Below are 11,797 nucleotides of genomic sequence, written 5' to 3'. Positions count from 1 at the left end.
AAAATATGAAGTAGCTAAAAATATGCTTGCTAATAATTACTCTATTCCTGAGGTTTCTCGTATTACCGGTTTGTCTATCGCCGAAATTAACGATCTCCTTAAATCTTAACTTCTACATCTTAACTTTTACAGTTTTAGTTCTGATTTGTCTGATTATCCTTCCTTTACTCTTCGGACAATACTTTATGCATATGCTTAAATGATGTATTATATCACTGTTCTACTAATGGTTATATCTACTTATTAGTTTTCAACTTCTGTTGATGACATACTAAATTAGTATTAGATATCTCATCACTTAAAATACCATAATCAATTTTTGTATGCCATATATATTGCTGTGCAGCATAACGTACGCCACTACCTGCAACAACATTGCTAAATATAATGACATTCTTATCTAAGTTTATTAATGCAATATTATTAATATCATTATTTAAATACTGTACATTTAAATTTCTGCCATTTTCACATTGATAATCTATAGATTCATATTGAAATGCAGATTTATTAATTTCAGGGATTTTAACAATTCTTGTGGTATTGCATGATATGCATAAAATGCTTGTGAGTAAAATGAAACTAATTTGACGCATGTTCTCCTTGATTTTTTTAATATTCTACAATGTATTCTAATTTATTATTAGATAAATCGCATTACTCTATTTAAGCAATGCAGTTGCGGATACCGTTATCGATACTGTGCTTGTGCCCGGCTCTGCAGACGGCATCATAGCAACGTCAGACATTACACCTAAAGCAGGTATTGCATTTCTGTATATCGGCATTGGAGGTCGCGCACCTAATCCAGTATCAACATTTATCATAGTAAATCTGCTATATTCTTGACCAAGAGCTTTTGCAACTCTCATAGCTTGTTGCTTTAGTTTTGCAATAGCAGATTCAATCATAGAGTTTCTTATAGCATCTCTCTTATCATTAGATAATGTATAATTCAGGCTTTGTATTAATAAGCCTTCGTTTTGTAATTGTCTGATTACTGATAATAATACTTCAGGTGATTTACTTTGTAACGATAATACTTGGGTGCCACGCCACTTCTTTTTCTTTACCTTCTTCTCTTTATTACTGGTATTTTGTTCTTCATCATATTGATATATATTATATTGGCCTGTAGAGACGTTAATATCCGGTTGTTTGGCTATTTTTATTGCTGCTGCCATTATGCTATTAATCTCATTTTGCACAGATTTAGGATCGACGCCATCCTTTTCTATACGTACACTGGATATCAACAAATCTTCCTGTACATCCATTTGCTGCGTAACATATATATTAAGATATGAAGAATCATCTTGCTTTTTTGAAGAATCTTGATTCTGACCAGCAACTGTTTGGAACGAAAATAATACAAATGCTACCGTAAGAAAAGTTTTATATAATTTATTTTTCATAATATATTTTTTTCCTAAATTAATACATTAATTAATAACCATTAGATCAATTCTGCTATTTCATCTTCAGTTTAGAAATCGGATAATGCCCCGCTAACTTCACAAAACATGATAAGTTAGGTAGGGACATGATTTCAGCAGGTAATACCTGCATTTTCTTTTGTTCTATAGTGTTGATATTAACGCCATCTCTTATGGTGTTTGAACCATACGATAGACTTTCTTGAGTTTTACGTATCTCTTGCTCACCTAGCATCATTACCGATCTATGTGCTGTTTGCTGATCGCCAACACGGAAGATGAATTTAGAATTAAACAAATCCAGCAAATCATTAGCTGCGGCAGAACCGTATATTTTACCCAGCTGAAATATGTTCTGAATACCTGCAACAAAACATCCGCCATATTTTCTACTTTCTGCAAGAGCCGTATTTAAGCTATTGATTTTACCAAGAGCAGGCAGCTCGTCCATAATAAACCAAAGATTCTCTACTGCGCTTCCTATATCTCTACTCATTAATGACTTTAAAGCCACACTAATCCAAGCAGATAATAAAGGGCTCAGTGTTGCTCTTTGACTAGGAAGAGCCGTTAAAAATAACCAGCTTTTGTTTTCTTCGTCATTACACCACTGTCTAATTGAGAAATCCCCTTCACTTGCTGTAGAAGTCAAGATTTAATCTTACAGACATTATAAAAATTATATCTGAATGTCTGATAAGTTATGACTGTCAGATGAGTATTCAAGATATAAGATTTCGTTATTCTTTTCAACAGCTAACTTTTTACTATCCATAAAAGTCTGCATAGGTGTTTTTCCATAGCAATATTTACCGGAATGCGGTCTTTCATTATTATAATATTCTAGCCAAATATCAAGATCTAGTTGTAGATCATCAAGATCAGTATAGATCTTTTTACGCATAGCAGTATCAAAGAATTCTTGTTTCATAGTTTTATTAAAACGTTCACACATACCATTTGTTTGAGGAGAATATGCTTTAGTAGTAGTATGCTCAATACCCTCAATGCTTAAGAACAATTCAAAAGCATGATGTTCTATATTACCTTTATACTCACCACCTCTATCAGTTAAAATACGAAGTACTGGTATTTGCTGACTCTCATACCATGGTAACACTCTATCATTAAGCATGTCAGCAGCGGTAAGTGCTGTTTTATCAGTATATAGTTTAGCCTCTGCAACCCGAGTGTAACTATCAATAAACACTTGAGAATATACCTTGCCTATGCCTTTAAAATTACCTACATAATATGTGTCTTGGCATCCTAGATAACCTGGATGCTGTGTATCAATCTCACCATGAGCTTCTTTCTCGCTACGCCGTTTCTCTAATACTTGTAACTGAGCTTCGGTAAGAACAATACCATCCTGAGCCATTTTGGCTTCTAATGCTTTAAGTCTTTTATTGATATTATTTAAATCATTACGTAGCCAAATAGATCTAACTCCTCCAGGTGATACAAGAATACCAGTCTTTTTAAGCTCATTTGATACTCGCAGCTGACCATAAGCGGGGTATTCTACTGCCATATCTAATACTGCTCTCTCTACGGCAGGATCAACTCTATTCGCTATAATTGGCTTCTTCCGACTAATCTCATATAATGCTTCTTCTCCTCCTGTTTCATATAACTCTTTAAACCTATAATAACTGTCTCTACTGTAACCCATAGCTTTATATGCTGACGATATACTACCAAGACTCCTAGCTAATTCTAGTAATCCTATTTTTGGCTTTATTATTTTTTGATTTAGATTCATCTCTAATCCTCCATTTAATATTATCTTAATTTTACTAAATGTAAGATTAAATCTCAACTATTACAATTTATGATTCCAACCAAAACCTTTGATATTACGTAAATATAAAAAGCAGAGGCCAAGGCCTCAGTTCTTTTGATCACCTACTAAACGCATTAGCTGGCCTGCTATAATATCATCCTCAGATGATAGCTTCCTTTTATATCTATAGCATGTTTCGCTGACACCAAAGATCTTGCATGCACTCCTTATAGAAATATCTTTTTCTCCAGATATTATTTTAGCCATCTCCCGCCTTTGAGATGGCTTCCTAACTTTTTTTCAAGTACTTCCTTTAATATATCAGCTCTTAGCCTTTCCTCAGCATACATCTTTTTAAGCCGTGCATTTTCCGATTCTAACTCCTTTAATTTAGTAATCATCGGTAAAGCCATACCACCATACTTTGATCTCCATTTATAAAATGTCGCTGATGGTATTTTGTGCTCTCTCAGTATAGACGCTACAGGCATCCCACCGCTCGCTTGCTTTAAGATAGACATGATTTGGCTATCACTGTGCTTTGATATTGTCATTTATAGAATCTCCTCCTTTGTTTCTAGAAAATTCTACTCCTTTTGTCGATTGTTTTTGGGGGGGTTACCAAATAGCTTTATTGATGAGTTGCAAAGGCTAGACAAGGTACATCCATATAAGATCCCAAGATTACTTGTTAAATATTTATTAGGGCACAATGATTTCTATAAGATTATTGCTGTTAATAAAAGGTGTATCACATATGTTCAGTGTTTTAATCTATACGGTACATTGAATAAACCAGCAGGCAATGTAAAACCAAAGCTAAATTTTCAAATACTGAAATTGCCAACAAAGTTTCTAGATATAAGTTTTAAAGATTCATCCAAGAACACGATTATAGTTACTTGCGATGAAGGGTGGTCTATCAGCATGAGGATTCATAATGCATCGAGTAAGGTTGAGCCAAGTCTCAAAAATGATGTTAATATTATTAGACATCCGGTAACGATTTATACAACCTATGTCCCATGGAACTTGAAGGAATAGATGATGAAGTCTCAAATCATGAGATTTTGGCGTGAAGAAATACAGCAAGAGTACATAAAATAGTAGTATATTACCATGAGGTGTGGTAATATACTTAGGTATAAGTGTTTTTAGTAAGGCAAGTTAAATTTAAAAAGGAGTATTATTATGAGTTACAATCAAGAAGGATACGAATTTAAAATCACGCAAGCATTTAACTGTTTAAATGACGCAATAGCTTTAACATATTCATCAGTAAATCATTTCTTAGATATACCTAAGGTGATTAATAAATATGGGGTACTTGCTACTGTAGCTTTATCCAAAACAAAACAATTGAATCTTACTGATACAAAGTTAGAGAGTGTAGTAAAAAATGGTTTTATTATATATGAGGTAGTAGAAACAATCATCAAAGCCAGTAATGCCATCACTAAAGATCAACAACTGTTCAGTAAAGCGATAGATGATGGTCTAAATGCCGTAAATAAATTACATGAGGCAGCGATTCATTTATCAGGTGTTTATGAGCCTATTGCTGAATATGTAACATCATTCTTTGGTAGTAATGATCAACATGAACCTTTATTATTTGATACATATACGCCTAACTCAACAAGCCCTGTTGAAGACTACAAGTTGATAGGTAATAATGCTCAGTTAATAGCGATAGAAGTCTAGTAAAAGGTGATATAGCTAGGAATCACTGGGATTGAGCAAGGGGAAGGTGTTACATTAGTGTCTATTTGGTATAGACGAGGGTAAATAACACGCAGTACAATATGTATAAAGATTTAAAATTACTCAGTTTTATAATAGGAGAATATAATGTTTGAAATTATGAATAAGCAAATTGCACATATGGTGGCACAAATTAGAGCAAAACAGTTAGCGACCAAATATAGTCAGAATAAGGTGCAAGAAATTATTATTGAATATAGTGAGCAACATCCTGACATCTCTGATTCAGAGATGGCAAGTGTAGTAACTAATAACCTGCAAAGACATGAACATATTAGTGTGTCAATAAATAATTACTTAAAGGATCAGAACTTGAACGATATAGGATTTCCTATAAAGTATAATAAAACTTCTTTACAGCTTAACATGGCTAAGCAGTGTGCAGAGCATCAAGGAGAAGAATTAATAAGTCAAATCAAGAGTGGTATGTTCTACCATGAATTACCAAATACTATAGACCCTGACAAATTACCGATATTACAGTCATCAAGTGATCAGGAGTATTGGGGAAATGAAAATTCTTCTGTCAGTTCAGTATTGCTCTCTAGTATTGCTGCTAGCTGTACTAAAGAACAAGAGATGATGCCTGGGACTGCTACATCATTTCCTTTTCTAAATCCCGAATATGAATTACCAAACGATCTAGTGCCTACTTCATATCCTTTCGCATCCAAGAATGGTATGAAACTTGTTGGAGATTATCAATATGGGGCACATCGTTATTTTAAGGAACAATTGTTATTTGGTCCTGAGGATTGTTCAACAGCGGTGGGTAAGGCAACATACCTTACTACTGAGCAAATTCAAAGTATTAATACTATAAATATGCAAGCAGCATATAATAATCTTGCAAATGAATATCACTATAAAGCTATCACTTTTTTAAGTAGCGATGTTAAAGATGCACAATTAAAATTAATTCAACCCGGTGATATTTATCTTGTGAAAGGTCATACAGCTATGATCGCAACACAGCCTGATAATAAAAGTAATATAACTACTTTACAGTTTACTAGAGATATAGATACGCCTGAGGATAAAAGGCTAGGTGGAGGTTTATATGATTATAATTTGTGTAACAAGGCAAAAGAAATAGAAACTGGTATTTATATTTTGCGTCCTGATTTAGAACCAATACATGAGTCTTGTTCTTTAAGTCAGTTACTAAAGCAAATTGACTTAAAATATCTAACATTGTTCCCTGAGGGTCCTATAGACATACCAGGGGACTGCAGAATATTTCTTGAAAACAATGACACTACAGTCATAGGAGATATTACAGAAGCATCATTAAGTGTAGAATTTTAGATGTGTAGAAGACAAGATATAATCTTATAGGCACTGTTGCAAATAGAGCCAGTCACGTAAAACATTGTAATTAGCAAGAATAAGCTGTAGAAGTCAAGATTTAATCTTACAGACATTATAAAAATTATATCTGAATGTCTGATAAGTTATGACTGTCAGATGAGTATTCAAGATATAAGATTTCGTTATTCTTTTCAACAGCTAACTTTTTACTATCCATAAAAGTCTGCATAGGTGTTTTTCCATAGCAATATTTACCGGAATGCGGTCTTTCATTATTATAATATTCTAGCCAAATATCAAGATCTAGTTGTAGATCATCAAGATCAGTATAGATCTTTTTACGCATAGCAGTATCAAAGAATTCTTGTTTCATAGTTTTATTAAAACGTTCACACATACCATTTGTTTGAGGAGAATATGCTTTAGTAGTAGTATGCTCAATACCCTCAATGCTTAAGAACAATTCAAAAGCATGATGTTCTATATTACCTTTATACTCACCACCTCTATCAGTTAAAATACGAAGTACTGGTATTTGCTGACTCTCATACCATGGTAACACTCTATCATTAAGCATGTCAGCAGCGGTAAGTGCTGTTTTATCAGTATATAGTTTAGCCTCTGCAACCCGAGTGTAACTATCAATAAACACTTGAGAATATACCTTGCCTATGCCTTTAAAATTACCTACATAATATGTGTCTTGGCATCCTAGATAACCTGGATGCTGTGTATCAATCTCACCATGAGCTTCTTTCTCGCTACGCCGTTTCTCTAATACTTGTAACTGAGCTTCGGTAAGAACAATACCATCCTGAGCCATTTTGGCTTCTAATGCTTTAAGTCTTTTATTGATATTATTTAAATCATTACGTAGCCAAATAGATCTAACTCCTCCAGGTGATACAAGAATACCAGTCTTTTTAAGCTCATTTGATACTCGCAGCTGACCATAAGCGGGGTATTCTATTGCCATATCTAATACTGCTCTCTCTACGGCAGGATCAACTCTATTCGCTATAATTGGCTTCTTCCGACTAATCTCATATAACGCTTCTTCTCCTCCTGTTTCATATAACTCTTTAAACCTATAATAACTGTCTCTACTGTAACCCATAGCTTTATATGCTGACGATATACTACCAAGACTCCTAGCTAATTCTAGTAATCCTATTTTTGGCTTTATTATTTTTTGATTTAGATTCATCTCTAATCCTCCATTTAATATTATCTTAATTTTACTAAATGTAAGATTAAATCTCAACTATTACAAGTTGTAACTATGTCTACAAATCACACAATTAAACATTCTGTTAAATCTTCCGCTCCTCAAAATCAAAACCTTAAGAAAACTACCCCTGCCAAATCTTTAAGTAAACAAAAAGATGAAGGCAGAAGTCGTTGGGCATTAAAAATCGCTATGGTGAGCCTGCTCGCCTAATATTTCTGTATTAGAATCAGATGTATTATATCCATCTGTTATTAGTTTAAAAATCTCCCTACCGTCTGGTAATATCATTACTTTACTAAAATCCTCCATCTTTTTATTAACATGCTGCATATCAATCCCTGATTTAGGTATTTTAACATTTTTTATTAATGCAGCGGTTTCATGTACTTTATCCTTAAAAGATATAGGTAAAGAAAACGTGCATACATTACTAGCAACTCTCCCATCTTTTAATTCCTGCGCTACTGAAAACATAAAGCTTGCTATATCACTATCTTGTTTTACACCAATACCCTGTCCAAAGCATGCATATAAAGAAAATGGGGCTTTTGCATGTCCTAAGCACATAGCAACCCAAAAATCTTTAGCTGCTAGCACTCCTGCAGCATCAATTTTTGTTTGGGATTCATTATTATCAATTAATGTTTGTCTATCGTGATAATAATTTTCTGCAAGTTTGTACCAATACTCAGGTGTAGTATTTGTATCAGTATTATTTTTCTTTTTAAATATATTCTTAAACATATTATGCTCTCCTTCTATATTTTAATAAATTTAAATACTCCATTGTTTAGTCTTTTTATCTGTTTTACCTAAACATTTATCTTTACTATTATTCTTATCGTTCTGCTGTGTTTTGGATTTGGCACTTTTGTCTACCTGTGTGTCGTTTGTTGTATTTTGTTCCCCCATATCTTTCCCTTGATCAGCACTTCGTCTTATTTTTCCAGCTTGATCTAAAACCTTAATTGGATGTTTAGCCGTATCAGGATGTATTCCATGCCTGTTCTCAAAAACTTTTGCTTGATCTACCCAAAAACTTTTTATATCAGGGTTTTTGGCTAATTCTTGACCTTTGATAATTTTTATAGCTTCCTTCTGTCTTTCGTCGTAATGTTTTGTCGTTTCTTTAATTTTAGTTTTAGCTGCTTCACGTTGTGCTATGTGAAAATCCTTTTTCTGATTTAAAAATGCAATTCTATCAGCATGCACCGTATGATTTAATTTTGCTTTCTCTTGATCTATTTTTTCTATTTCGGTTGAATGGTGTACATGCTCATTGTGTGCAGTAATTCTAGCGCTATCAATTTTTGACCATTTCTCTTTTTCTTCTTCTATATCTTTGGAGGATTTTGCTAATTTCACCTTTAATTCTTTACTAATCTCTCCACCCGATTTAGTAACTTCCAATGCTTCATCTAAATTTGTATTGCGATCTTGTTGTTGCTTTAAATATTCTGCACTTATAACATCAAAATTACTATACGCAGCTTGCGTTTCCATAGACCTTAACATTTCTTCTTTCCACGCTTGTAGTTGAGCAGTTTCATCAGAAATGCGTTGATTTTCAGCCAAGATATTAGATATTAAACTATTTTGCTCCTCTTTTTCTTTTTCGACAATGGATGCGATTAAATCTTTTAACTCACGTGCAATCTCAGGGTCGAGCCCCTCAGTTGATATAGACGCGGCACTAGATTTTAATTGCTGTATTTCTGTTGGATTAAAAGCGTTAATACGACCTATTATTTGGTTAATTACATTTTTCACTTGTGCACCACTATATAATAGTGCACCTACTTTGTCATCTTTACTCATAAAACCTCTATTATATTCTAATCTTTTGTCGCTAAAATGCTTTACTATTTATTTATTACTTAACTTAAGTTTTTACAAAACGTTAATTGTACATGGTAACTCTGTCAATTCTTTTTATTTTTCTTTTGTTTAGGAAATTGCAATACTTTACCCATATTTTCCCTTGGTGTTTTTTGTTTAATATTTTTATTAGATACTTTGGTATCAAATACTATGCCTAGTATCTCACTAGTATTTGATACTGGATGTATTACTAGTGCTTTTGTAATTTCCTCAGGTATCTCAGCTAAATCACGCTCGTTATCCTTAGGGATGATGACTTCCTTAATACCTTCTCTTACTGCAGCTGTTAGCTTTTCTTTAAGCCCTCCTATCTCAAGCACCCTACCCTTTAATGTAATCTCACCAGTCATTGCTACATCTTGTCTGATCTTTTTGTTACTAAGTAGTGAGTAAAGAGCTGTATATATAGTTATCCCTGCAGATGGTCCGTCCTTAGGCGTTGCCCCTGCTGGCAGATGTATATGTATGTCATGAGTCTTTAAGATGTCATTGCTGATTTCCTTGGTTTTAGCATCTATGCTTGATTTTAAACAGGTCATTGCAGCATCTATTGACTCTTTTAGTACTTCGCCAAGTTTGCCTGTTGCTTTAATCTTGCCGTCACCTTTGTATTTTGAAGCTTCTATTTTTATTAAATCGCCTCCTCTTGCTGTATGAGCAAGACCATTGATCATACCAATAGTCACTTCATCATCTTGTAGTTTTTGTTGGTCGTGCCTCCGTATTGCAGTTTAGAGTAAATAGTCTATAATCCTCAAACAGTAATAAGAGAGAATTATAGTTAAGGAGTTATGGCAAAAATAGATGTTAAGTGTAGATATTGTAACAACACAGAAGAAGTAATAAAGTCAGGATATTCAATTTCAAAACAACAGAGATATCAATGCAAGCGGTGTAATCGATATTTTCAATTGGAGTATATTAATAATGCATCTAAGCCTGGAGTTAAGGAGCAAATAGTAGAAATGTCAATCAACGGCTCTGGAGTTAGAGATACAGTAAGAGTATTAAAAGTGGGTATCAATACAGTTATCCGTGTTTTAAAAAAATCTAGTATTAAAAAACAATAAATCATTTTATCAGTACAACAGAAGTAATTATTGCTCCTGAGATAGATGAACAATGGTCTTATGTACAGAATAAATCCAGACAACGATGGCTTTGGTATGCCTGTAGAAGTCAAGATTTAATCTTACAGACATTATAAAAATTATATCTGAATGTCTGATAAGTTATGACTGTCAGATGAGTATTCAAGATATAAGATTTCGTTATTCTTTTCAACAGCTAACTTTTTACTATCCATAAAAGTCTGCATAGGTGTTTTTCCATAGCAATATTTACCGGAATGCGGTCTTTCATTATTATAATATTCTAGCCAAATATCAAGATCTAGTTGTAGATCATCAAGATCAGTATAGATCTTTTTACGCATAGCAGTATCAAAGAATTCTTGTTTCATAGTTTTATTAAAACGTTCACACATACCATTTGTTTGAGGAGAATATGCTTTAGTAGTAGTATGCTCAATACCCTCAATGCTTAAGAACAATTCAAAAGCATGATGTTCTATATTACCTTTATACTCACCACCTCTATCAGTTAAAATACGAAGTACTGGTATTTGCTGACTCTCATACCATGGTAACACTCTATCATTAAGCATGTCAGCAGCGGTAAGTGCTGTTTTATCAGTATATAGTTTAGCCTCTGCAACCCGAGTGTAACTATCAATAAACACTTGAGAATATACCTTGCCTATGCCTTTAAAATTACCTACATAATATGTGTCTTGGCATCCTAGATAACCTGGATGCTGTGTATCAATCTCACCATGAGCTTCTTTCTCGCTACGCCGTTTCTCTAATACTTGTAACTGAGCTTCGGTAAGAACAATACCATCCTGAGCCATTTTGGCTTCTAATGCTTTAAGTCTTTTATTGATATTATTTAAATCATTACGTAGCCAAATAGATCTAACTCCTCCAGGTGATACAAGAATACCAGTCTTTTTAAGCTCATTTGATACTCGCAGCTGACCATAAGCGGGGTATTCTATTGCCATATCTAATACTGCTCTCTCTACGGCAGGATCAACTCTATTCGCTATAATTGGCTTCTTCCGACTAATCTCATATAATGCTTCTTCTCCTCCTGTTTCATATAACTCTTTAAACCTATAATAACTGTCTCTACTGTAACCCATAGCTTTATATGCTGACGATATACTACCAAGACTCCTAGCTAATTCTAGTAATCCTATTTTTGGCTTTATTATTTTTTGATTTAGATTCATCTCTAATCCTCCATTTAATATTATCTTAATTTTACTAAATGTAAGATTAAATCTCAACTATTACAATTTAAACAGTTAAATGCTTGCGTCAT

General features: G+C 33.5%; 14 protein-coding genes and 2 pseudogenes. 6 read left to right on the top strand and 10 right to left on the bottom strand.

The features are described 5' to 3' along the window. Positions 1 to 109: pseudogene (locus tag AC0ODJ_RS08910) on the top strand (Rpn family recombination-promoting nuclease/putative transposase); the annotation flags it as partial. Between the two features lie 127 nt (positions 110 to 236). Here the strand turns inward: AC0ODJ_RS08910 and AC0ODJ_RS08905 are convergent. The 5 genes and pseudogenes from AC0ODJ_RS08905 to AC0ODJ_RS08885 form a co-directional block, all read right to left on the bottom strand. Next, complete coding sequence (locus tag AC0ODJ_RS08905; RefSeq protein WP_218459930.1) at positions 237 to 596, bottom strand: MliC family protein; 360 nt, start codon at positions 594 to 596, stop codon at positions 237 to 239. A gap of 66 nt (positions 597 to 662) precedes the next feature. After that, entirely contained in the window at positions 663 to 1,415 is a 753-nt protein-coding gene (locus AC0ODJ_RS08900; RefSeq protein WP_474466090.1) for an SIMPL domain-containing protein, read from the bottom strand. Positions 1,416 to 1,470: 55 nt separating this feature from the next. Further along, positions 1,471 to 2,088: a type IV secretion system DNA-binding domain-containing protein gene (locus AC0ODJ_RS08895; protein WP_474466087.1), complete on the bottom strand. Its 618-nt coding sequence runs from the start codon at positions 2,086 to 2,088 to the stop codon at positions 1,471 to 1,473. Between the two features lie 27 nt (positions 2,089 to 2,115). Further along, positions 2,116 to 3,201 (bottom strand): IS481 family transposase, encoded by a 1,086-nt coding sequence (locus tag AC0ODJ_RS08890; RefSeq protein WP_474465674.1) that lies wholly within the window; start codon positions 3,199 to 3,201, stop codon positions 2,116 to 2,118. A 66-nt stretch (positions 3,202 to 3,267) separates the two neighbouring features. Then, positions 3,268 to 3,776: pseudogene (locus AC0ODJ_RS08885) on the bottom strand (transposase); the annotation flags it as partial. A 55-nt stretch (positions 3,777 to 3,831) separates the two neighbouring features. On the opposite strand from AC0ODJ_RS08885, the gene AC0ODJ_RS08880 reads away from it, so the two are divergent. From AC0ODJ_RS08880 to AC0ODJ_RS08870, 3 genes are all read left to right on the top strand, one after another. After that, complete coding sequence (locus AC0ODJ_RS08880; protein WP_474466084.1) at positions 3,832 to 4,266, top strand: HaeIII family restriction endonuclease; 435 nt, start codon at positions 3,832 to 3,834, stop codon at positions 4,264 to 4,266. Between the two features lie 147 nt (positions 4,267 to 4,413). Further along, positions 4,414 to 4,926 (top strand): DUF5424 family protein, encoded by a 513-nt coding sequence (locus AC0ODJ_RS08875; protein ID WP_474466082.1) that lies wholly within the window; start codon positions 4,414 to 4,416, stop codon positions 4,924 to 4,926. 147 nt (positions 4,927 to 5,073) lie between these two features. Then, positions 5,074 to 6,294, top strand: coding sequence for an RP439 family protein (locus tag AC0ODJ_RS08870; protein WP_474466080.1), 1,221 nt, complete (start codon positions 5,074 to 5,076; stop codon positions 6,292 to 6,294). Between the two features lie 124 nt (positions 6,295 to 6,418). On the opposite strand, the gene AC0ODJ_RS08865 is transcribed toward AC0ODJ_RS08870, so the two are convergent. From AC0ODJ_RS08865 to AC0ODJ_RS08850, 4 genes are all read right to left on the bottom strand, one after another. Next, positions 6,419 to 7,504 (bottom strand): IS481 family transposase, encoded by a 1,086-nt coding sequence (locus AC0ODJ_RS08865; protein WP_121834048.1) that lies wholly within the window; start codon positions 7,502 to 7,504, stop codon positions 6,419 to 6,421. 201 nt (positions 7,505 to 7,705) lie between these two features. Continuing rightward, positions 7,706 to 8,272, bottom strand: coding sequence for a hypothetical protein (locus AC0ODJ_RS08860; protein WP_474466078.1), 567 nt, complete (start codon positions 8,270 to 8,272; stop codon positions 7,706 to 7,708). A 30-nt stretch (positions 8,273 to 8,302) separates the two neighbouring features. After that, the gene (locus tag AC0ODJ_RS08855) at positions 8,303 to 9,346 is read right to left on the bottom strand and encodes a hypothetical protein (RefSeq protein WP_474466075.1); all 1,044 of its coding nucleotides are present in this window, start codon (positions 9,344 to 9,346) and stop codon (positions 8,303 to 8,305) included. Positions 9,347 to 9,450: 104 nt separating this feature from the next. Further along, positions 9,451 to 10,134, bottom strand: a complete 684-nt coding sequence (locus AC0ODJ_RS08850; RefSeq protein ID WP_474466097.1) for a S16 family serine protease — start codon at positions 10,132 to 10,134, stop codon at positions 9,451 to 9,453. A 66-nt stretch (positions 10,135 to 10,200) separates the two neighbouring features. Here AC0ODJ_RS08850 and AC0ODJ_RS08845 point away from each other — a divergent pair, with 66 nt between their 5' ends. Both AC0ODJ_RS08845 and AC0ODJ_RS08840 read left to right on the top strand, forming a co-directional pair. Further along, positions 10,201 to 10,479 (top strand): IS1-like element transposase, encoded by a 279-nt coding sequence (locus tag AC0ODJ_RS08845; protein WP_474464641.1) that lies wholly within the window; start codon positions 10,201 to 10,203, stop codon positions 10,477 to 10,479. Beyond that, a complete protein-coding gene (locus AC0ODJ_RS08840) occupies positions 10,476 to 10,616 on the top strand; it encodes an IS1 family transposase (RefSeq protein ID WP_474466095.1) in 141 nt (46 codons plus the stop codon). The genes AC0ODJ_RS08845 and AC0ODJ_RS08840 overlap by 4 nt, the downstream gene beginning before the upstream one ends. 3 nt (positions 10,617 to 10,619) lie before the next feature. On the opposite strand, the gene AC0ODJ_RS08835 is transcribed toward AC0ODJ_RS08840, so the two are convergent. Beyond that, a complete protein-coding gene (locus tag AC0ODJ_RS08835) occupies positions 10,620 to 11,705 on the bottom strand; it encodes an IS481 family transposase (RefSeq protein ID WP_121834048.1) in 1,086 nt (361 codons plus the stop codon). Positions 11,706 to 11,797 lie beyond the last annotated feature (92 nt).

This window comes from Rickettsia senegalensis (genome assembly GCF_056135685.1).
The sequence above is the reverse complement of the archived record's forward strand: the minus strand, read 5'-3'. Positions and strand labels throughout refer to the sequence as shown.

Bases quoted from the DNA above. Each gene is read 5' to 3' on its own strand.
- AC0ODJ_RS08890 (WP_474465674.1), bottom strand. From the start codon at position 3,201: ATGAATCTAAATCAAAAAATAATAAAGCCAAAAATAGGATTACTAGAA.
- AC0ODJ_RS08900 (WP_474466090.1), bottom strand. From the start codon at position 1,415: ATGAAAAATAAATTATATAAAACTTTTCTTACGGTAGCATTTGTATTA.
- AC0ODJ_RS08845 (WP_474464641.1), top strand. From the start codon at position 10,201: ATGGCAAAAATAGATGTTAAGTGTAGATATTGTAACAACACAGAAGAA.
- AC0ODJ_RS08865 (WP_121834048.1), bottom strand. From the start codon at position 7,504: ATGAATCTAAATCAAAAAATAATAAAGCCAAAAATAGGATTACTAGAA.
- AC0ODJ_RS08855 (WP_474466075.1), bottom strand. From the start codon at position 9,346: ATGAGTAAAGATGACAAAGTAGGTGCACTATTATATAGTGGTGCACAA.
- AC0ODJ_RS08870 (WP_474466080.1), top strand. From the start codon at position 5,074: ATGTTTGAAATTATGAATAAGCAAATTGCACATATGGTGGCACAAATT.
- AC0ODJ_RS08835 (WP_121834048.1), bottom strand. From the start codon at position 11,705: ATGAATCTAAATCAAAAAATAATAAAGCCAAAAATAGGATTACTAGAA.
- AC0ODJ_RS08860 (WP_474466078.1), bottom strand. From the start codon at position 8,272: ATGTTTAAGAATATATTTAAAAAGAAAAATAATACTGATACAAATACT.
- AC0ODJ_RS08875 (WP_474466082.1), top strand. From the start codon at position 4,414: ATGAGTTACAATCAAGAAGGATACGAATTTAAAATCACGCAAGCATTT.
- AC0ODJ_RS08905 (WP_218459930.1), bottom strand. From the start codon at position 596: ATGCGTCAAATTAGTTTCATTTTACTCACAAGCATTTTATGCATATCA.